Origin of the sequence: Mucilaginibacter sp. (genome assembly GCF_025359345.1) — a bacterium.
Classification (GTDB): Bacteria; Bacteroidota; Bacteroidia; order Sphingobacteriales; family Sphingobacteriaceae; genus Mucilaginibacter.
In genome coordinates this window covers 12,560-32,548 of sequence record NZ_JANYGQ010000006.1, presented here as the reverse complement: position 1 = coordinate 32,548, position 19,989 = coordinate 12,560, and the positions used below count along the sequence as shown (strand labels likewise).

The 19,989-nt window shown below is 44.1% G+C and carries 17 protein-coding genes; 12 read left to right on the top strand and 5 right to left on the bottom strand.

The window, feature by feature from the left end:
* Positions 1-196 precede the first annotated feature (196 nt).
* From Q0R52_RS03215 to Q0R52_RS03205, 3 genes are read left to right on the top strand one after another with little or no spacing between them, the layout of a single operon-like run.
* Positions 197-1,507 carry a (Fe-S)-binding protein gene (locus Q0R52_RS03215; RefSeq protein WP_295792085.1) on the top strand — a complete coding sequence of 437 codons (1,311 nt, stop codon included), beginning with the start codon at positions 197-199 and terminating at the stop codon, positions 1,505-1,507.
* A gap of 11 nt (positions 1,508-1,518) precedes the next feature.
* Positions 1,519-1,959, top strand: coding sequence for a DUF2750 domain-containing protein (locus tag Q0R52_RS03210; RefSeq protein ID WP_295792084.1), 441 nt, complete (start codon positions 1,519-1,521; stop codon positions 1,957-1,959).
* A 22-nt stretch (positions 1,960-1,981) separates the two neighbouring features.
* The gene (locus tag Q0R52_RS03205) at positions 1,982-2,770 is read left to right on the top strand and encodes a (Fe-S)-binding protein (protein ID WP_295792083.1); all 789 of its coding nucleotides are present in this window, start codon (positions 1,982-1,984) and stop codon (positions 2,768-2,770) included.
* A gap of 398 nt (positions 2,771-3,168) precedes the next feature.
* Here Q0R52_RS03205 and Q0R52_RS03200 read toward each other — a convergent pair whose 3' ends face one another.
* The gene (locus tag Q0R52_RS03200; protein ID WP_295792082.1) at positions 3,169-4,308 is read right to left on the bottom strand and encodes a thioredoxin family protein; all 1,140 of its coding nucleotides are present in this window, start codon (positions 4,306-4,308) and stop codon (positions 3,169-3,171) included.
* A gap of 197 nt (positions 4,309-4,505) precedes the next feature.
* On the opposite strand from Q0R52_RS03200, the gene Q0R52_RS03195 reads away from it, so the two are divergent.
* The 3 genes from Q0R52_RS03195 to Q0R52_RS03185 all read left to right on the top strand — a co-directional run bounded on the left by Q0R52_RS03195 (position 4,506) and on the right by Q0R52_RS03185 (position 8,238).
* Positions 4,506-5,291, top strand: coding sequence for a succinate dehydrogenase cytochrome b subunit (locus Q0R52_RS03195; RefSeq protein WP_295792081.1), 786 nt, complete (start codon positions 4,506-4,508; stop codon positions 5,289-5,291).
* A 150-nt stretch (positions 5,292-5,441) separates the two neighbouring features.
* A complete protein-coding gene (locus Q0R52_RS03190) occupies positions 5,442-7,376 on the top strand; it encodes a fumarate reductase/succinate dehydrogenase flavoprotein subunit (RefSeq protein WP_295792078.1) in 1,935 nt (644 codons plus the stop codon).
* Between the two features lie 70 nt (positions 7,377-7,446).
* Complete coding sequence (locus Q0R52_RS03185) at positions 7,447-8,238, top strand: succinate dehydrogenase/fumarate reductase iron-sulfur subunit (protein ID WP_295792076.1); 792 nt, start codon at positions 7,447-7,449, stop codon at positions 8,236-8,238.
* Positions 8,239-8,492: 254 nt separating this feature from the next.
* Here Q0R52_RS03185 and Q0R52_RS03180 read toward each other — a convergent pair whose 3' ends face one another.
* Positions 8,493-9,833, bottom strand: coding sequence for an FAD-binding protein (locus Q0R52_RS03180; RefSeq protein ID WP_295792074.1), 1,341 nt, complete (start codon positions 9,831-9,833; stop codon positions 8,493-8,495).
* 140 nt (positions 9,834-9,973) lie between these two features.
* Between Q0R52_RS03180 and Q0R52_RS03175 the strand changes: the two genes are divergently transcribed.
* Positions 9,974-10,447 (top strand): hypothetical protein, encoded by a 474-nt coding sequence (locus Q0R52_RS03175; protein ID WP_295792072.1) that lies wholly within the window; start codon positions 9,974-9,976, stop codon positions 10,445-10,447.
* 419 nt (positions 10,448-10,866) lie between these two features.
* Positions 10,867-12,297 (top strand): HAMP domain-containing sensor histidine kinase, encoded by a 1,431-nt coding sequence (locus Q0R52_RS03170; RefSeq protein WP_295792070.1) that lies wholly within the window; start codon positions 10,867-10,869, stop codon positions 12,295-12,297.
* Positions 12,298-12,313: 16 nt separating this feature from the next.
* On the opposite strand, the gene Q0R52_RS03165 is transcribed toward Q0R52_RS03170, so the two are convergent.
* Positions 12,314-12,694 carry a DUF1801 domain-containing protein gene (locus Q0R52_RS03165; protein ID WP_295792068.1) on the bottom strand — a complete coding sequence of 127 codons (381 nt, stop codon included), beginning with the start codon at positions 12,692-12,694 and terminating at the stop codon, positions 12,314-12,316.
* A gap of 8 nt (positions 12,695-12,702) precedes the next feature.
* Entirely contained in the window at positions 12,703-13,578 is an 876-nt protein-coding gene (locus tag Q0R52_RS03160; RefSeq protein WP_295792066.1) for a PfkB family carbohydrate kinase, read from the bottom strand.
* Positions 13,579-13,807: 229 nt separating this feature from the next.
* On the opposite strand from Q0R52_RS03160, the gene Q0R52_RS03155 reads away from it, so the two are divergent.
* From Q0R52_RS03155 to Q0R52_RS03140, 4 genes are all read left to right on the top strand, one after another.
* Positions 13,808-14,710: a metallophosphoesterase gene (locus Q0R52_RS03155; protein WP_295792064.1), complete on the top strand. Its 903-nt coding sequence runs from the start codon at positions 13,808-13,810 to the stop codon at positions 14,708-14,710.
* A gap of 84 nt (positions 14,711-14,794) precedes the next feature.
* A complete protein-coding gene (locus Q0R52_RS03150) occupies positions 14,795-15,196 on the top strand; it encodes a TIGR03067 domain-containing protein (RefSeq protein ID WP_295792062.1) in 402 nt (133 codons plus the stop codon).
* Between the two features lie 132 nt (positions 15,197-15,328).
* Entirely contained in the window at positions 15,329-15,763 is a 435-nt protein-coding gene (locus Q0R52_RS03145) for a nuclear transport factor 2 family protein (protein WP_295792060.1), read from the top strand.
* A 64-nt stretch (positions 15,764-15,827) separates the two neighbouring features.
* Positions 15,828-16,961 carry a hypothetical protein gene (locus tag Q0R52_RS03140; protein ID WP_295792058.1) on the top strand — a complete coding sequence of 378 codons (1,134 nt, stop codon included), beginning with the start codon at positions 15,828-15,830 and terminating at the stop codon, positions 16,959-16,961.
* Positions 16,962-17,193: 232 nt separating this feature from the next.
* Here Q0R52_RS03140 and Q0R52_RS03135 read toward each other — a convergent pair whose 3' ends face one another.
* Positions 17,194-19,569: an ABC transporter permease gene (locus Q0R52_RS03135; RefSeq protein ID WP_295792057.1), complete on the bottom strand. Its 2,376-nt coding sequence runs from the start codon at positions 19,567-19,569 to the stop codon at positions 17,194-17,196.
* Positions 19,570-19,989 lie beyond the last annotated feature (420 nt).

Here is a 19,989-nt window from a genome sequence, read left to right as displayed (position 1 = left end):
GTAAGTCGCTGAAAATGTAGAGAATTAATTAAGCTGAACTGGAATAATTTGGCTGAAAATAAGGATTGCTCGTCACTCAACTCACCCAACCTGTCCAACTCAATCAACTAATTCTAAATATTCAACTCAATCAGCTAATTCAATTTTATCTTTACAACAATAAATATAACTTTGAAAAAATTACTATGCACGCATAATGATTGCACAAATACTGTTTATCATCATCCTGGCTGCGGCCATTTATCTTTTTAGCAAAAATGTTGGCAAAATAAGGCGCAATATTTTGCTTGGACGTCCCGCCGATCGCTCGGATAACCCAGCCCTGCGCTGGAAAACGATGGCGAAAATTGCTCTTGGCCAAACCAAAATGGTAAAACGCCCGCTAGCTGCTGTAATGCACTTTTTTATTTATGTGGGCTTTATTATCATTAACCTGGAGGTAATGGAGATAATGATCGACGGTATTTTCGGCTCGCACCGCATATTTTCAAAGCCGCTGGGCGGGCTGTATGATCTGCTTATTGGCGGATTTGAGTTCCTGGCTATTTTGGTACTTACTGCCTGTGTGGTTTTTTTGTGCAGGCGCAACATTGTTCGGCTTAAACGCTTTAGCGGCACAGAGATGACCGAATGGCCAAAATCCGACGCTAATTACATTCTTATCATCGAAATACTATTAATGACGGCCTTTTTAACCATGAACGCCGCCGATCATAAGCTACAATTACTAAATTTCGGGCACTATATAAAAGCGGGCAGTTTCCCGGTGAGTTCGTTGCTTAGTCCGCTGTTGCCGGATAGTGCTGCAGGGCTTGAACTAATCGAGCGTGGCTGTTGGTGGTTCCACATCATAGGTATACTTGCGTTTTTAAATTATCTGCCTTATTCAAAGCATTTTCATATCCTGCTGGCTTTTCCAAATACTTATTATTCCAATTTGCACCTAAAAGGGGAGTTTACAAATATGGCTTCGGTAACAGGTGAGGTAAAGGCAATGCTCGATCCTTCCTTTGTGCCCGAAACAACCGGAGAACCGCAGCGTTTTGGCGCAAAAGACGTAACCGACCTTACCTGGAAAAACCTGATGGAGGCTTACACCTGTACCGAATGCGGCAGGTGCACCTCGGTTTGCCCCGCAAATATTACGGGTAAACTGCTATCGCCCCGCAAAATAATGATGGATACCCGCGACAGGATAACCGAGGTGGGCAACAATATTGATAAACACGGAAAAGATTATACTGACAATAAAGCCCTGCTGGACAATTACATTACCCGCGAAGAGCTTTGGGCCTGTACCACCTGCAATGCCTGTGTTGAGGCCTGCCCCGTGAACATTAACCCGCTTGAAATAATAACGGAACTACGACGCTACGCGGTGATGGAAGAATCGCAGGCACCGGCAAGCATTAACAATATGTTTGGTAACGTGGAGAATAACGGCGCACCATGGAAATATAGCGCAGCAGATAGATTTAACTGGGCAGATGCGGATATCGATAAATAAGAAGAAGAAAAATGCTACAGGACATTGCAACAACAGAAAACGGGTACAAATTATTTATTGAAAGGATTGCTGCATCAAAACTTGTGTGGGGATTGAAGGATAAGCAGGGCTGGGCAAATTCAACTTCAAATGAAAACGATGAAATTAGTGTAATTCCGTTTTGGTCAGACCGGGCTTATGCGAAAGCCTGCGCAACTAATGAATGGAAAGGATATGTTCCGACGCAAATTCCATTAGCTGAATTTTTAGAAAGTTGGTGTGTCGAAATGGCTAATGAAGAAGTTTTGGCAGGAGTTAACTGGGATGCTAATATGTTTGGAAACGAAAGTAATGCATTAAATTTAGCGCTCGACATTCTTAACCAATTAACTACTATCAATTCAGCGATTGCATTTTTAAATTATAAAAGTATAAACGAGTTTATAACAGAGGCCAATGAATCAATTGGTTAGGTTGTAAGCAAAAGCATAAATAATGAGCCAAAATATTCCAACTATGGCCGAAATGGCTGCCGAAGGTAAACAACCCGAAATATTGTTTTGGGTAGGGTGTGCCGGCAGTTTTGACGAGCGCGCACAGCGGATTACAAGAGATATTTGCAAAATACTAAACCACGTAGGTATAAGCTTTGCCGTACTTGGCACCGAAGAAAGCTGCACCGGCGATCCTGCCAAACGTGCTGGTAATGAGTTTTTGTTCCAGATGCAGGCCATGGCCAATATACAGGTGCTGGATGCTTACGAGATAAAAAAGATAGTAACGGGTTGCCCACATTGTTTTAACACCATTAAAAACGAATACCCAGGGCTGGGTGGTAATTACGAAGTAATCCATCATTCGCAACTTATACAACAGTTAATTGACGAAGGCAAGCTAACAGCCGAAGGTGGTGAAAGCTTTAAAGGCAAAAAGATAACCTACCACGACCCATGCTACCTTGGCCGCGGTAACAACGTTTACGAAGCGCCCCGCAAAGCGCTTGAAATTTTGGATGCCGACCTGGTTGAAATGAAACGCTGCAAAAGCAACGGCCTGTGCTGCGGCGCAGGGGGCGCACAGATGTTTAAGGAACCCGAGAAAGGCAACAAAGATATCAACGTTGAACGCATGGCCGATATACTGGAAAGTAAAGCCACAGTTGTTGCTGCCGCTTGCCCCTTTTGTATGACCATGCTGCGCGATGGCGTTAAGCATGAAAACAAAGAACAGGAAATACAGGTGCTTGATATTGCTGAAATTACTGTTAGAGCGAATGGGTTGTAAGGTAATAGTCTTAAGTCGATAGTCTTGAGTCGAAAGTCGCTCCGTTCCCGCAGGGGTTCTCGAGTTTAGGTTAACCCATAAAAAATATATGGGTTTTTGCTGCAGATGCTTAGGTTAAATAAAGAGGCGTAGCCTCGGCCTGATATTGTAGCCACGGGTTTTAACCCGTGGATTAAAGACGAAATGGATTCAGAACCGTAGGTTCGACCAATATTTTTGAATATTTACACATAACTATGGCTCGTGCCGATGGCACTCTTTATTTTTTAATCAATCTACCACGGGTTGAAACCCGCGGCTACAATATGTTCCGGGCCGATGGCCCTTTAAATATTTGAAGAATTTTTGTGAGTTAACTTAAATCTCTGGCAGAACATGTGGGATCGCGAATGAATTTACTAATGCTTCTTCAAATACTGCGATATCTCAAATTCTAAAGTTTTAAGCGGAATTTTCGGTACAATAATATTCCACTGCCCGTCCAGCAAATAGTAGGTTGGTATTTCGGTGATGTTGTAGTTGGCTGCATTGGGCGAGTCGTTGCCTTTTAAGTCTGATACCTGGGTCCAGGTCAGCTTGTCGTCTTTTAAAGCCGTTGTCCACCAGTCTGATTTTGAATCCAGCGATACGCTTATAAATTCAACTTTTTTTCCTATACCATCCTGTGCCAGCAGCGATTTTACCTGGTCGTGGTTTTTGCGGCTGAATGCGTTGCCTGCTTTCCAGAAATCAATCACGATCATTTTCTTATGCACACTTTTCGGGTCGAATGTTTTGCCATCCGGTGTTTTACCTTCCAGCACTGGCGCCTGTTTGCCGGCCACCAATTTTATCATATGGCTCAGTTTGTCGCCAATTTCCTGGCCATCTTCGCTGCTTTGGGCAGCAGGGCTAAGGCTTTTGAAAATAGCATAATAGGTAACCGGGTCGCCTTCATAATCCAGCTTCGAAAGAATATGCGCACTGATCTCGCTCTGCGGATATTGTTTTAAAAACTGTTTAAATGCAGTAGCGTTAACATCGCGCATTTTTGACTGGTACTCCTGTAGTTTGGTCAGCAGGGCAGTATATGCATCGGGCGAAAGTTTATTTACGTTATCGGTGAGGTTTTTATTGATCTTTACGATCTGTAGTTGCGTTTCGGCACTCATGTTATCAGCCAGTGTGTAGAACATCGAAAGCTGCTCCTGTATTTTTGAGGTTGAAGTAATTTTAGGATATTTGTAAAGCTCATCGGCCTTTGCCTCAATGGTATATTTCCCGTCTTCCAGGTAAACCTCGAAAGGGTTGTGGCCATCATTTTTTGCATCATCCGTAATGTTCAATTTAAAATAGCCCGGACGCCCAAGGTGTTTTTGCGGGATAGCAAACTTGCCGTCTTTTATGTTTTCGCCATAAACGGTGCTGTCGCCAAGTGTTTTAATAGTAAATACGCCAGCGTTAAGGCCCGGTATGCTGCCGGAAAATTCAACGTTTGCCTGTTTTTTACAGCCGGCGGCTACCAATAAACCAAGTAAAATAATGCAGGGGAATTTCATTTGATAAAAGTTAATGAGATAAGGAACAACGCTCCGAAAATAACAATTATTTTTAGTCCTTCTAACCTCTAATCGCTAATCTCTAAATAAGTAACTTAGAACGTTTCTAAATAGTTATTTCATACTCAATAAGCTGCTTCCATTAATATCTTTTAGTATTTAATAAATACTTTTGCGGAAATAAATCTTGACATATAATGAGCGAATTCAAACAAACCTTTAACTCATCGTTGGGGAAGAAGCTGATAATGGCTTTAACGGGCTTGTTTTTGTGTACGTTTTTAATTGTACACCTTGGCGGCAACCTGCTGCTGTTCAGAAACGATGATGGTTTTGGCTTTAACCTGTACGCCAACTTCTTAACACACTTCCCGCCGATAGAAGTTATTGCCTACCTCCTTTATCTTTCCATTTTGGTGCATGCGCTGTATGCATTGATTTTGACTATTAAAAACCGCAAATCCAGGCCGGTATCGTATGCAACGGTAAACAAATCGCCGGCAACCTGGTCGTCGAAAAACATGGGGCTGCTGGGCTCAATTTTGTTTTTGTTTATAGTGATACACATGAGCGACTTTTGGTTTGCTTACAAATACAGCCACAAGATAGTTTATAAAGAATACCGTACCGACCTTGCTACTGACAAAACCACCTCGGTTGCCTACAACCCGGTAACACCCGATTTCGAAAAAAGTGTATCGGTTGAAAACAATGTTGAAATTGTAAGGGTGAAAGATTTGCATGCACGTGTAGCAAACAGCTTCAGCAACTTATTATATGTAATATTTTATGTGATAGCCATGTTCGCGGTATCATTCCACCTGCTGCATGGTTTCCAGAGTGCATTCCGCACGCTGGGCTGGGTTCACCGGAAATATACACCGATAGTTTATGCAATTGGTACCTGGCTGTTCGCGGTAATTATCCCGATAGGATTTGCGGCAATGCCGGTAGTTTATTACCTGCAGAGTATAGGTAAATAGAGTCAAGAATCAAGAACCAAGAGTCAAGACAAAAGACATTTGGAGTTAGTTAAAAAAATGCAAAAACAGAGCTAAGTAAAACAGACGATTTTTTCAGGTTTATCTTGATTCTTGACTCTTGATTCTTGGTTCTCAAAACAGATATAAGAGATGACTTTAGATGCAAAAATTCCAAAAGGGCCATTGGCCGAAAAATGGAGCAAGCATAAATTTGACTTAAAGCTGGTTAACCCGGCCAACAAGCGTAAATACGATGTAATAGTTGTAGGTACAGGTTTGGCGGGCGGAGCAGCAGCGGCATCGTTGGCTGAGTTGGGCTACAATGTGAAAGCATTTTGTTTCCAGGACAGCCCCCGCCGGGCGCACTCTATTGCTGCGCAGGGTGGTATAAATGCTGCCAAAAATTACCAGAACGACGGCGACAGCGTTTATCGCCTGTTTTATGATACTATTAAAGGTGGAGATTACCGCGCCCGCGAAGGCAACGTATACCGCCTTGCCGAAGTGTCGGTAAATATTATTGACCAATGCGTGGCACAAGGCGTTCCTTTTGCCCGCGAATACGGCGGCTTGTTAGATAACCGCTCATTCGGTGGTTCGCAGGTATCACGTACATTTTATGCACGTGGCCAAACGGGACAGCAATTATTGTTGGGTGCATATTCGGCATTAAACCGCCAGATACACCTTGGCAAGGTGAAAATGTACACCCGCACCGAAATGCTGGATGTAGTAACAATTGACGGGCATGCTAAAGGTATTGTTACCCGTAACCTGATAACCGGCGCGGTGGAAACGCACAGCGGCCATGCCGTATTGCTGGCGACTGGCGGTTATGGCAACGTATTTTATTTGTCGACCAATGCCATAGGTTCAAACGTTACTGCTGCGTGGCGTGCACATAAGCGCGGTGCGTTTTTCTCTAATCCATGCTACACGCAAATACACCCAACCTGCATACCTGTAAGCGGCGACCACCAGAGTAAATTAACGCTGATGTCGGAATCGTTGCGTAACGATGGCCGGGTATGGGCGCCAAAAACGGTTGAAGTAGCGACTAAATTAAGAAAGAAAGAAATAACCGCCGACCAGGTAAAAGAGGACGACCGCGATTACTTCCTGGAAAGAAAATATCCTTCATTCGGTAACCTTGTTCCGCGCGACGTGGCATCACGCAACGCGAAAGAAATGGTTGACGACGGACGCGGTGTAGGAACGTCCGGTTTTGCGGTATTCCTTGATTTTGCCGATGCGATAAAACGCCTGGGTAAAGATGCAGTATCGGCCAAGTACGGTAACCTGTTTGATATGTACTATCAGATTACCGACGAGGACCCTTACAAACAACCAATGCGTATTTACCCAGCCGTGCACTATACTATGGGCGGCCTTTGGGTTGACTATAACCTGAGCACCAACGTACCGGGATTATATGCTTTAGGCGAATGTAATTTTAGCGACCACGGTGCAAACCGCCTTGGTGCTTCGGCATTAATGCAGGGCCTTGCTGATGGATACTTTGTTATCCCTTACACCCTGGGCGATTACCTTGCCCAGATAGGCCCGAAACCTGTTGATACCAAACATCCTGCTTTTGAGCAAACCAAACAGGATGTGCTGGCACGGATTAACAAACTATTAGCCCTAAACGGAACCAAAACAGTTAACGAATACCACCGCGACCTTGGCCACATTATGTGGGAGTATTGTGGGATGGCGCGTACCGAAGAAGGCCTTACCAAAGCAAAAGGTTTGATAGCCGAGCTTAGGGCCGATTTCTGGAAAAATGCTAAAGTAGTTGGCGAGAACGAAGAAGTTAACCCGGCACTTGAAAGAGCAGGCCGTGTAGCCGACTTTTTGGAGCTTGGCGAGCTGATGGTTGATGATGCCCTGATGCGCAGAGAATCGTGCGGCGGTCACTTCCGTCTGGAGTCGCAGACTCCCGAAGGTGAGGCATTGCGTGACGATGACAATTTTGCTTTTGTTGCTGCGTGGGAGTACAAAGGGGATAACCAACCGGAGGTACTGAATAAAGAAGTATTGGACTTTGAATTTGTTCATTTAACACAACGATCTTATAAATAAGTCCTAAGTCTAAAGTCTTGAGTCGTTAGTCGACTTTGGACTTTAGACTTAAGACTCAAGACTTAATGATATGAGTACTGGAAATATGAATTTAACCCTAAAAGTTTGGAGGCAGAAAAATGCCCAAACCAAAGGTGCATTTGTGACATACAAGGCCGAAGGTATTTCGCCTGATATGTCGTTTCTTGAAATGCTGGATGTGGTGAATGAAAGCCTTATCCTGAAAGGGGAGGAGCCCATTCATTTCGACCATGATTGCCGCGAGGGTATTTGTGGAATGTGCTCGCTGTATATCAACGGGCATCCGCACGGGCCAAAAAATGCCATCACCACTTGTCAGCTGCACATGCGTACCTTCCACGATGGCGAAATCATTGTGATTGAGCCATGGCGCGCTGCTGCTTTCCCGGTAGTGAAGGATTTGGCGGTAGACAGGTCAGCTTTCGACAGAATACAACAGGCGGGTGGTTTCGTATCGGTAAACACTGGTGTTACTATCGATGCTAATTCCATTCCTATCCCGAAGGTAATAGCTGATGAAGCATTCAACTCGGCAACTTGTATTGGTTGCGGGGCTTGCGTGGCGGCTTGTAAAAATGCCTCGGCTATGTTGTTTGTATCTGCTAAAGTTACGCAGCTGGGCATGTTACCGCAGGGCCAGCCTGAACGTTACAGCCGTGTACAGGCTATGGTTGCCCAAATGGATGCCGAAGGCTTCGGTAATTGCACCAATACAGGTGCCTGCGAAGCGGAATGCCCTAAGGAAATTAAGATGACCAACATCAGCCGGATGAATAACGATTATTTCAGCGCCAAGCTATTCCGCGAGGAAGCTACGCATGACCACGCCGCCGGCGAATAACAACATTAAAATTGTTTAATATCAAGGGCTTTGAAAGGAATTTCAAGGCCTTTTTTATTCGACATTAGTTTTCACGAATTAAAGCGAATTTAATCAGTACAAATTTTCACGAATTTGAGCGAATTACACGAATTTAATGAAGCACTAATTCTCACGAATTGAGGCGAATTACACGAATTGAATAAACGCGATCTTTCTTGATCTTACCCCTTAATTTCTTGACTCTTGATTCTTGCCGTCTTGCTTCTCTTTCCTCACCCGTAAATATTACGGTTTAAAAAGCCATTCCTGAATTTGCCCTGTGGGTCATATTCGGCTACAAGCTTTTTAAAGCCAGCCAGTTTTTCGTAGCGTGATTCGAGTGTTTTTGGCTCTATAGTAAATATCTTTCCCCAATGCGGTCTTGCGTTAAAAGGTGCAAGCTCTTGCTCAATTATTGGCAGCAGCTTTAGTACTGCGGCTGTTTCCTGTTTCCAGGTAAAGTGAATGGTAACCGATGTTTGATTATGGCAGGGGCTCATCCACAAATCGTCGGCTGCTATTGTGCGTATTTCGGTTATAAACAGGTGCGGGCCAATTTGTTTGCCCAAACGGTGAATGGCATGGATTGCCTGTAGAGCATGATGTAACGGAACAAAATATTCCGATTGCAGCTCCTTGCCGCTACTTGGCGTAAAGCCCATTTTAAAATGAGGCAGCCTTTCGTGCCATGGCCCCGGCACGCCCATTTGTTCGGTGCAGTTTTTGGCATCGAGGGCAATAATCGGGTGCACGTTTTTTGTTGCTGCCTTTGCCCCGTAAAACTCGGGCAATACTTTATCACTATCAACCCCAACGCGGCTTTTTATCCAAACTTCGTTAATGTTATTGCTTTGCCAGTCGGTAAACAAACTTACGCTATAGCCCGCCGATAGTATCTTTTCAAAATGGATCCTCAGCTGTTCCATGGGCAGGCCAACAAAAACATTTTGCCTCACCATATAAGTAGGCTGAATTTGGAGCGTTACTTTGGTAATTACGCCTAAAGCGCCTAAGCCGACAACAGCGGCATTGAACTTTTCACGGTCAGTATCTTTTGAAAGCTGAACGATGCTTCCATCTGCAATTACAATTTCTAATGCGGTAACAGCGCTTGCCAGGTTCCCGTTTTTAATGCCGGAACCATGTGTGGCGGTAGTGATTGACCCTGCTACAGAAATATGCGGCAACGAAGCCAAGTTATGCAGCGCATAGCCTTTTTGATGCAGGTAAGGGGCAAGCTCTCCATATTTTATACCACCTTCAACGGTAACCGTTTTTTGATCGTCACTAATACCAATTACTTTATTCAGTTCCTTTGTCGAGAGTAAGTTGTCGGTACTATCTGCAATGTTATTAAAACAGTGGCGGGTACCCAGCACTTTTATCTTGTTATGCTTTTTTACCAGCGCCTGTACTTCTTCAACCGTTTTTGGGTAAAAAACATTGCCCGTACTAAAGGTTAGGTTACCAGCCCAGTTTTTTAGCCGTGGTTGGGAAGCTAATGAATTAAATGGTGATACAAGTGGTGTTGCCATTAAGGTAGCGCTTAATTGGATAAAAGTTTTTCTCTTCATAATAATCAGGTTGTTACAAGGTAAGGTTTATTGGGAGATATAAACAAACAAATTTTATACATATCTGCCTGCGGTTGTTGCGTTTAATCCTGGTGGACCGTATTATTAACTAACCAACTGAAAATTTAAATTAGCGAAATATGAAACCATTGTTTCACTCTATTACCGGCATCATGCTGCTTTCAGTGCTTCTGATGGGCTGTACTTCAAATTCAACCAACAAATGTGGCCCGTGCCCTGCAATTGCCACGGTATTGCCAAATATTAACTTTAGGATAGTTGATAAAACTACCGGCGAAGATTTGTTTTTTGCTCCTTCGCCTAAGTTCAAAATTGGCCAACTAAAGTTACGGCATATAATAAATGGCAAACCTGATTCTGTTTTTTTGAGAGTTGACAGCGCAGGAAGAAAGTTCAATATTTTTGTCCCCCCAAGCGGCCCGATTGATACAGTAACGATGCAGGTAGCCGATAAACCACAGGATTTACTTTTATTTAAAACCGGAAAAACCCCGGGCTGCTGTTCCTTCCTGGTGTTAAGCTCAGTAACCTATAATGGAAACGTGGTTTATACCCGAGCTAGCGGGCCTGATGTCGCGGTTTTAACCAAATAAAGGCCATCGTTTTTAATGATAAATTATAGCGCCGGAGGTTACATGCCTTTGGGGTGCTAACTAATTGCTGCATACTTACCTGTTCGTTTTTACCAGAAATTCGGCAGAAGTTGGGCAGTAATTTTTTTATGAATATTTTACTGTCTTTTCAGATGTCTACCCTGGCAAACAGCAAACTAATATTTTGAAAATTAGTTAGCTAAAGCGAAACTAATGTTTTAGCTTTTACGTAATAAAATATTAAAACCTTATTAAATTTTATAAAGCAAATATTATAAATCGTTTGGTTTATTTAACCCTTTTTACAATTCAATATCCCGGTTTATAAAAGCATTTAAAGATTAAATAGGCTGTTTTTTTGAAATCTGTTTTAAATATATTTTAAAGAAAACTATTGATAACAGTTAATATTTTTTATTGTGAGGGAGAATCCTAAATCGTTTGTAGCCGGTCTGAAGCTGTTGTTCAAAAAAACGTCCTTTATTTTGCTGCTGATTGTGGTGGTGGCATCGGCTATAATGATAGTGATGAATTTTTATACTATCAAAACATTATCTGCAGCAAGGGCTTATATCAACGGCGAGTCGCAATATTCCAAGGGGCAAAAAGATGCATCAGCCCACCTGATCAATTATATTTTCCTGGAGAATAAAGATGATTACACTGCTTTTGAGCAGGAGATCAGCGTACCTAAGGGCGATCATGATGCCCGAATGGCACTTACATCAATCGATAACTACCAGTTGGCAGAGGAAGGTTTTTTACGGGGAAAAAATCATCCCGAGGATGTTGACAACCTGATCTGGCTTTTTAGAAATTTCAAGGATCTGCCCAGTTTTAAAAGCGTAATCCAGATATGGCAGGAAGGCGATGTTTTGGTAAATAAACTGCATCAGACTGGCTTGCATGCGCATGCTGAGATGATGAAAGGTGAAATACCGGCGGCGAGAAAGAAGTCTCTTATTCTTTCAATTACGGGTATTTCGGCAGAGCTGACGGTTAAGGAGAAAGCATTTTCTGATGCCCTTGGCGCAATTTGCCGCAGTATAAATTTGTATATATTCCTGGCCAACATTTTTATTACGCTGGTCATTTTAGGTAGTTCGCTATCATACGCAGGCATCATGATCAGTAAGCTTGCTAACTCCCAGAAAAAGGTAATTGAGCAGAACGAAAGCCTGCAGGTAATTAATGCGGGGCTGGATAAGTTTGTATTTAACGTAACACATGATTTGCGGGCGCCGCTGGTTGCGCTTATTGGTTTAATAGACCTGATTGATGAGGAATCGGATATTGAGCAAATTAAAGCGTACATATTGATGATGAAGGAAAGTCTTGAAAAGCAGGACCATTTTATAAATGAAATGATGCTGTTTATCCAGAGTAAACATACCGACTTTGTTAAAAAGGAATGTTACCTGGCGTCGATTATTAATGACGTGATAGCACAGAATCATTATCGAAATGGCAGTAAGCAGATCCAGATATATAGAGAAGTGACGCTGAACAGAATTGATAGCGATGCGCTGAAACTACAGGTAATATTAAGCAACCTGGTATCTAACGCGATGAAGTACTGCGATCCAAAAAAAGACGAACAGTGGGTAAAAGTGAAAACCTATCAGCAGGAAGCAACAGCAATAATTGAGGTTGAGGATAACGGGCTGGGAATACGGCAACGGGACCAGGAACGTATTTTTGATAAATTTTACATGTCGGGTAATAATAAAAAAAGTACAGGGTTGGGGCTCTACCTGGTTAAAGATGCCATTACACAAATGGCCGGGAAAATTGAAGTGCAGTCGGAGCCTGGGATTTATAGCAAATTTATTATCAGCATACCCTGTTGACATTATTGAATTGCTTTTATTTTTTCCCGCGACTTAATGCAAGTAGTTCATTTTCTTTTGCCCGTGCCAGCACTATTTTGGTAATGATGGCAACGGGCAGGGGCTCGCCAGGTTTAAAGTGGATGGTAGCACCCGAAGCTTTATAGTCTTTAAGTTCATCTTTCATGCTTTTTACCAGGGGAGGGCTCATGGTATATAAACTGCAAAATTCTTTGGTAACGCCAATACCCACCAGCATATAAACGTGTTTAAAGCAATGTGCCTGGTAGCTAAAGCTTTCTTCGGCTGCGGGCATTATATTAAGTATGATACGGCGAAGCTCAGTTAAGCAAGGTCTAAACTGCTCATCTTGTTTAACAACATAGTCGTCGAATACTTTTTGACCGTTTGCTTCCATATGTCCTGTTAACTTATTCTCGATTCCAAAACTCCAACAACTTCGTCCTCAGTTCCCAAAAACGCGCCGGCTGATTCCATTTTCAGGCTGGCCATGGCGGCAGCGAACTCGCCTGCCTGCTGAATATCATCGCCCTTAAGGCGGCGGTAAAGGTAGCCCGCCATATAAGTGTCTCCGCAGCCCGTAGCGTCGACCAGGTTTACCGGCGGGTAAGCCGGGATAGTGTAAAACTGCCCGTCGCTATAAATTACCGACCCATGGCTGCCGTTGGTTATCACAACTTCTTTCACTCCCCACCCGGCAAGCATTTTTGCGCCGTCTTCGGCGCTATCGCAATGCGTTAGGGCCTGCAGTTCGGCAACATCGGCTTTAACGATATCGGCATATTGCAAACCTTCCTTTTTGGCGGGCCAATCGGTGGGGTGTACTTTTTGATTGATAACCTCGCGCAGGTAACCCTGTACGTCAATGCTCACCCGGCCTTTACCGGCGAGGGTTTTTATCAGTTCAGTGCTGATATCAGCTGCCAGCAATGGCCCGAAGTGATACATTTCGGCGTCAACATTGTCAAATTGTTCGATATCAAACGCATCGGCGGTGGCGAGCACGTTTTGGGTGCGTTCGTCCTGGTTTTGGGCGTATATGTTTTCGAAGTATACGGTGTGGGCGCTGGGCTGCACCTGTACGCTGATGCCTTTGTTGCGCAAATCGGCTACGTAGTGCATTTCCGCCGGGGCAAGGGCGGTTACCAGCAGGTAGTCGACCGGCAGGCGGCTGAGCGCGCACGAAAAATACCAGGCGGTGCCACCAGCCATATGCATGGTATTGCGGGTGGTTACTACCTTATCGCTGGTGATATGGCCTATACAGCAAAGTTGTGGCATATGTGGATATTTGTAATCGGGCAAGATAGTAAAGAAGTCGGAAAGTCCGAAGTCGGAAGTCCGAAAGTCGGAAAAGTCCGAAAGACGCTGCACCTGTCGCCGTGTGCATCGCTAAAAATATAAAATTTGATAAAACAATAACATCAACATCAACTTCACCTAATGACCTAATGACCTAATGACCTAATGACCAATAAACTATTCCGTCAATTTTTTCGTTATTTACCTCATGCGCAGGCTCTTCATTATTTTTGCACTCATTTTTTCTACAGGCCGGGCGTTTGCCCAGCAAACGCAACCTGTAATAGCCTTTGCCAGCGACACGCAGGAACCTATGTGGGTTGAAAAGCTGCTCCTTAAATCGAACCACAACCAAAAGGCTACCGAAATGATTTTTAAGGATGTGAACACACTGCGCCCCGCAGGCATGTTTATTTTGGGCGATGTGGTTTCGCTTGGCTACAAAACAAAAAAGTGGGCAAGGATTGACAGCTATCTTAAACAATGTACAGACGACTGCATCCCTGTATACGCCACACTGGGCAACCACGAGGTAATGTTAAACGCGGGCCGCGGCACTAAAAACTTCCAGACCCGTTTCCCCATGTATAACCCGGCCGGTTATACCGAAGTGATCGACTCTGTTGCCGTGGTGCTGCTTAATTCCAACTTTGCTAAAATGACCACCACCCAAATACTGGCGCAGGATAACTGGTACAGCGCCACCATCAAAAAGCTGGATGCCGACGCTGCCATTAAATTTGTGATAGTGGGCTGCCATCACTCGCCGTATACTAACAGTAAAGTTGTAAAGCCATCAATGGAGGTGCGGCAAAATTTTATCCCGGCGTTTATCAACTCAAAAAAATGTGTGCTGTTTTTGAGCGGCCACTCGCATAACTTCGAACGGTTTAATATGCAGGGCAAAACTTTTATGGTGATAGGCGGTGGGGGAGGCTTGCACCAGCCCCTCTATGCAAATGCCGTAACTCCTGATCTGTCGGCCAATTACAAGCCCATGTTCCATTACCTTGAAGTAAGGCGCAAAAATGATTCGCTGCAGCTGGTATCGCGGCAGCTAACCACCGATTTTAAGGGATTTACTGATGGCGCAGTATTCACGGTAAAATAGCCGGTAAAAGTGATTTTACATTTTTAAACTTTGCTATGTTTTTTGTAATTTAGATTGGTGTAACCAGTTTTAAAACAGAAATATATGCGCCTTATAACAATTATTTCGCTGCTTATCCTCAACATTGGCAGCGCAAAGCAAACTAATAAGTTAAACGGTACCTGGGTACCCGTTAAAGAAACCATGGGCAAAATGACCTTGCCGCCGGCATCCTTCGGCACACAAAAGCTGGTTATAGCCGACAGCACCTACACCTTTACCGCCGAAAGTGTTGACAAAGGCATTTGCCGCTACACGGAAGGCAGCAACAAAATGGATATTTACGGCAAAGAAGGCGTAAACACCGGCAAACATTTTACCGCCATTTACAAATACGAAAACGACCAGCTTACCATTTGCTACAACCTGAAAGGCGACAGCTATCCCGAAGCATTTGATACCAGCGGCAACCCAGCGCTATTTATGTCGGTGTTTAAGCGGATGTGAAGTCGGAAGTCCGAAATCAGAAAGGCGATGCGGTGGGGAGTATGTCTTTCCTCAATTTGCCCCGTTAGTGCTATTTTTTTAACTTGCCGCTATTATCTGTATTCCGGGTACGTAAACCGGCAAACTCCCTTTATGAAAACACTCATCATTGTATTTGCAACCTTCTTAATAAGTCTTACGGCATTTGCACAAAATTTAGTCACCCCAACATCGCCACAGGCCACTGTTATGCGTTTTTTTGATGCGATTGCTGCTTTAGACGTCCCCGCGATGAGGGCCGAACTCGCCACCGATTTTACCCTGGTTGAACACGCCCAGGTGTTAAATGCCGATTCGCTAACAAAAGGCCTGGCGCCCCTGAAAGGCAAAAGCTTTAAACGGGTAAATAAAATCGACTTTGTTAAAATCGATGAAATTGGTGATGCCGCCTGGGTTGTTTATTGCAACACTGCCGAAGTAACCATTGGCGAATTACACCGTACCGTGAAATGGCTGGAAAGCGCCGCCCTGGTAAAACAAGGCGGGAAGTGGAAAATTAAATTGCTGCACTCCACGGATCTGAAATAAAATCAGCACGGCGCACCGGCCAAATTGCATTTGCATATTATCGCAAAATAATTAAATTTGGTTTGTGTACTCCAAAACCAATATCAGAAAAGCCGTCCTGATCGGCTTGTTTCAAATTGCATGCCTTATTGCGCTGTTTATTTACTGTCACGATTATATTAAAGGAATTATTGTTGAAAACCGGCAGAAAAACCAGGCTGAATTAAACCCGGTAAAAAACGATATCGGCCTGACAAAAATAGACTGGGCCGAGGTGAAAAAATCGACACCCGAAAAGGTAACCGCCGGTATATATCTCGACCGCATTGAAGATTTTGACATCGTACACTCGCGATGGGGCTACGAATTTTATGCATGGTTTAAGTGGAACCCTAAAAAAATAAATTTCATCAATTTAAAAGACACTGTTGAAGGGGCAATTACTGTGCAAAACGCACCCGTAAAAATTGTTGACGGCAATATCACCCACATAGAAACGCATGCATTTTACATAAACAGCAAAGCCGATTCAGCCTATATGCTGTTCCATATTGCAGGCGCCACCACCAAATTATTTGATGTGGCCCAATACCCGCTTGATAATTACCAACTGGTGATACAAATGGAAAGCGTTAATTACCATATTAACAAGCTGGCATTTGTGGCCGATTCAGCCAGCTCGAATGTTAGCAGCCGGGTAACAGTTAGCGGGTTCGAAAAAGATAAAAATTACATACTTTCAAAACCGCATACCATTAAATCAACCCTGGGCGATCCGCGCCGGTTGAAAAATCAGCGCAACACCTACTCGCAGCTAAGGTTTGCACTGTTTATAAAACGGGGGGGATTGGGTATTTACATAAAGGCATTTATTACGCTTTACATAGCGGCCCTGCTCGGTTTTTTGTCGTTTTTTGCGGGCGAGAACGACAAAATTCGGGTTATAGTAGGAAGCTTGTTTTTTGCAGCTGCCACCTTAAATATTATTATGCAGCGCATACCCCCGGTAAACGGCGTTTCAGTTGCCGAAATTGTAAATGACATCAGCCTGGTAACCATTCTGTTGATTGCGGGGCGTGAAACGCTGATAAAGTTTTTGTTCCGCAAAAACCAGCAGCTAAACACCTTAAACAAGTGGGTAACTTTTATTATTACCCTTACTTTTTATATCGCCATTAATATTTCGATACCTTACATGTGCATGAACGCGTTGAAATAATTGGTTAACACACTTTTGTGTCCATGGTCTTTTTGTTCCTGTTCACACTGAAACATAAGGAACAGGGTGGAACAGCAAAAAGTCGCCCCGGGTTGCTAAAAAGTTCGTTTCCGCATTAATAATGCACTTTTTGCCATATCTGCTACGCTAAAAACGTGAAAAGTACTGACAAATTAGTGTCAGTGCTTTTCGTAAAAAACCGCTTATTCACAACTAACGCCGGTTGCTAATGTTACTCCGTCCTCAACAACTTTACAGGATTTGCCCCGACTGCCTGCCAAACTTTAATACCTGAGGTGCCTGCCGCAATAATAAACAGCACGGTTACAGAACCGATGAGGGAATTTGCCCCGACACCGGAATTTACTTTGAAAATGGAATCGAGCAGCAATTTTGAGAAGCTCCAGCCGCCGTAACAGCCCAGTACGGCAGATATGATAAAGATCCAGAAATAACCCTTGTTGATCAGCACCAATATATTGCCGGGCCTGGCGCCCATAACTTTCCGCACGGCTATTTCTTTCATCTTCTTTAGCGCAGTTAACGACACCAGCGCGAACAGCCCGGTTGCTGTGAGTAAAATACTCACAATGGCAAACCCGAAAAATATTGCCGCTATGCTGTTGGTTGTACGGTATGCTTCGGCTTTAAGCTGGTTCTGGTAAAACCCATCAAATGGTTTTAATGGATACAGTTTTTTCCAGGCATCTTTCACTTTGGCAAATACTTCCGTCAGGTCTTGCGGCCTCGACTGTACAACCAGGAACTGGAATTTGCTTTCCTTGCACCATTTCATAGCCAAAGGCTGTGTTTGTTCGAACAGGGTTTCGGAATGAAAATCTTTTAATACGCCAATAACTGAGTAATCAACGCCGTTGATACGCACCCGTTTTCCCAAAGCCTGCGATTGGGTCCATCCGTACATTGCAGCCATTTGTTCTGATATCAGCAGATCATTTGCATAGTCCGACCGGTTGGCTGCGTCAAAGCTCCGGCCGGCAGCCATTTTGAGGTGCATAGCTGCAGGGTATTCCCGGCCCACTTCCAAAAATCTTATTTCTTTTTTAATGCCGCCTGTTTCGGCGATAGCGCTTTGCCTGCTAAAACCAATATGGTTGTGGGCTCCGGCCAGCGTGGTAACTTCAGGTATGGACGACAATTCATTTTTTAGGGCCGCATACGTAGTGGTATCCTTCAACAAAATACTCATGGTATTTTCGATGGTGTATCCGTAATCGTAATCGCGCTGAAATGCTGCGTTGCGCGAAAATGCGATGCCCGCGATAACCGTTATTATGGCAATGGTTAATTGCAAGCCAAGCATTAAACGCGAAAATAAATTGGAAGAGCCAAATTTTACGGTCCCCCTGAAAATAGATGCAGGCTTAAAACGGCTTAAATAAAAGGCGGGATAAGCCCCGGCCAATACGGTGGCGCCAATCAGCATGCAGCTTATAAACAGCAGCAGGCCGCTATCGTGCAAATAATTTGCCGTCACCTTTATCCCGTTAAACATTTGGTTGAATGCAGGCAGCCACCACAAATTTAATAAAACAGAAAGTAAAATGGCGGCGATTACAACCACGCCACATTCCATCAGCAACTGCCCCATTAATTGTGTATGGGTGCTGCCCATTACTTTACGCATACCAATTTCTTTAAGGCGCTTATTGGCACGGGCGACGGTAGTATTTGAAAAGTTAAGGCAGGCCGACAGAAAGATAAGGCAGGCCAATGCGAAGCCGCCATAGGTGGCAGCATCATCGGGCCGACGGTATAAATTATTATCGCCAACAACATCGTTCCAGGCGGCATTTTGCCGCAGGGTGACTAACTTAAACGCAGACACTTTCGAATCGTCGCGGGCTTTGTTTTGCATGGGCAAATACCTGTTTAGTTCTTTTTCCAGGCGGGCCACGTCATGCGCGCCGGGAATATAGAAATATGCAGCGTCGAGATAATGGCCCCAGTCATCGGGCGCTATCTTTTTTCCATCAGTTGTCAGCTCGTTATCGAAGCCGGTTATAATACTGAACCGTATGGTTGAATTAAGCGGCACATCCTTGAGTACGCCCCGTACGGTGAGCGGCGTTGCATAGGTTTCCCCGGCATATAAAGTGAGCGTTTTGCCCAAAGGATTGCCGCTGCCGAAGTATTTTTTAGCGACTGTTTCCGTAATCAGCACGGCACTGCGGTCCGCCAGGTTGTTATCTCCCGAAGTTAAAGGGAAATTAAACAGTTTAAAAAATGCCGGGTCGGTAAAATGCACTTGTTCCGAAAAAGCCTCGCCGGTATCACGCTTTATATTCATGCCCCTGCTGTCGAAGCGCACGGCTTCCTTTATGCCGGCAAAATCGTTTTTTGCTTTTCGCACTGCGGCAGCCGGAAAAACACCCTTCAATCCATCGGCGCCTTTTTTATAAGTGAGCGCACGGTAAACGTTGTCCTGGTCGTGATGAAAATTATCAAAGCTAAAAGCGTATTTATAGGTTTGATAGCCCCAAACCATGGCGGCAATCCCGATGCCCATGCCCACTATATTTATTATGGTGTAGCTTTTGTACCGCCACAAATTGCGCGACACAATTTTCATAAAGTTTTTATACATGCCTTTGTTGTTATAGTTTATCGGTTACGTTTCGGTTTATAGCGGGTTACCGGGCATAGCATATTAGTTTAGGTCATTGGTTTATTGACTGATTATGCTGATCCGGTTTGGTAGTTAGACGCTGGGTTAAGTGGAAAGGTTACAGGGGGTTAGGGGAAGGGAAAAAGTTTTTGGGGTGCTGTTTTGCAAAGTACAGGGATAGTAGTTCGTAAACGCAGTCGGGTAGCTTCGCAGCTTTGTTTCTTCTTAGAACTTAGTGTTCACCCCGCTCAATTGCCGCGGAGGCTGTTACTTTTGTCTTGATACAAAAGTAACCAAAAAATCAAGTCACCAGAAATGCTTCTTTGCGCACAAGGCCTCCCACGCACAAATCCGAAAACGCTGCGGGCTGGAATGTTTTTCGCAGTTTTAATTGTTTTT

What these genes read in the sequence shown, in the direction of transcription:
- Q0R52_RS03210 (WP_295792084.1), top strand. Translation starts at nt 1,519, where the DNA reads ATGCTACAGGACATTGCAACAACAGAAAACGGGTACAAATTATTTATT.
- Q0R52_RS03180 (WP_295792074.1), bottom strand. Translation starts at nt 9,833, where the DNA reads ATGAAGAGAAAAACTTTTATCCAATTAAGCGCTACCTTAATGGCAACA.
- Q0R52_RS03215 (WP_295792085.1), top strand. Translation starts at nt 197, where the DNA reads ATGATTGCACAAATACTGTTTATCATCATCCTGGCTGCGGCCATTTAT.
- Q0R52_RS03150 (WP_295792062.1), top strand. Translation starts at nt 14,795, where the DNA reads ATGCGCCTTATAACAATTATTTCGCTGCTTATCCTCAACATTGGCAGC.
- Q0R52_RS03145 (WP_295792060.1), top strand. Translation starts at nt 15,329, where the DNA reads ATGAAAACACTCATCATTGTATTTGCAACCTTCTTAATAAGTCTTACG.
- Q0R52_RS03200 (WP_295792082.1), bottom strand. Translation starts at nt 4,308, where the DNA reads ATGAAATTCCCCTGCATTATTTTACTTGGTTTATTGGTAGCCGCCGGC.
- Q0R52_RS03135 (WP_295792057.1), bottom strand. Translation starts at nt 19,569, where the DNA reads ATGTATAAAAACTTTATGAAAATTGTGTCGCGCAATTTGTGGCGGTAC.
- Q0R52_RS03155 (WP_295792064.1), top strand. Translation starts at nt 13,808, where the DNA reads ATGCGCAGGCTCTTCATTATTTTTGCACTCATTTTTTCTACAGGCCGG.
- Q0R52_RS03165 (WP_295792068.1), bottom strand. Translation starts at nt 12,694, where the DNA reads ATGGAAGCAAACGGTCAAAAAGTATTCGACGACTATGTTGTTAAACAA.
- Q0R52_RS03190 (WP_295792078.1), top strand. Translation starts at nt 5,442, where the DNA reads ATGACTTTAGATGCAAAAATTCCAAAAGGGCCATTGGCCGAAAAATGG.
- Q0R52_RS03205 (WP_295792083.1), top strand. Translation starts at nt 1,982, where the DNA reads ATGAGCCAAAATATTCCAACTATGGCCGAAATGGCTGCCGAAGGTAAA.
- Q0R52_RS03160 (WP_295792066.1), bottom strand. Translation starts at nt 13,578, where the DNA reads ATGCCACAACTTTGCTGTATAGGCCATATCACCAGCGATAAGGTAGTA.
- Q0R52_RS03195 (WP_295792081.1), top strand. Translation starts at nt 4,506, where the DNA reads ATGAGCGAATTCAAACAAACCTTTAACTCATCGTTGGGGAAGAAGCTG.
- Q0R52_RS03185 (WP_295792076.1), top strand. Translation starts at nt 7,447, where the DNA reads ATGAGTACTGGAAATATGAATTTAACCCTAAAAGTTTGGAGGCAGAAA.
- Q0R52_RS03175 (WP_295792072.1), top strand. Translation starts at nt 9,974, where the DNA reads ATGAAACCATTGTTTCACTCTATTACCGGCATCATGCTGCTTTCAGTG.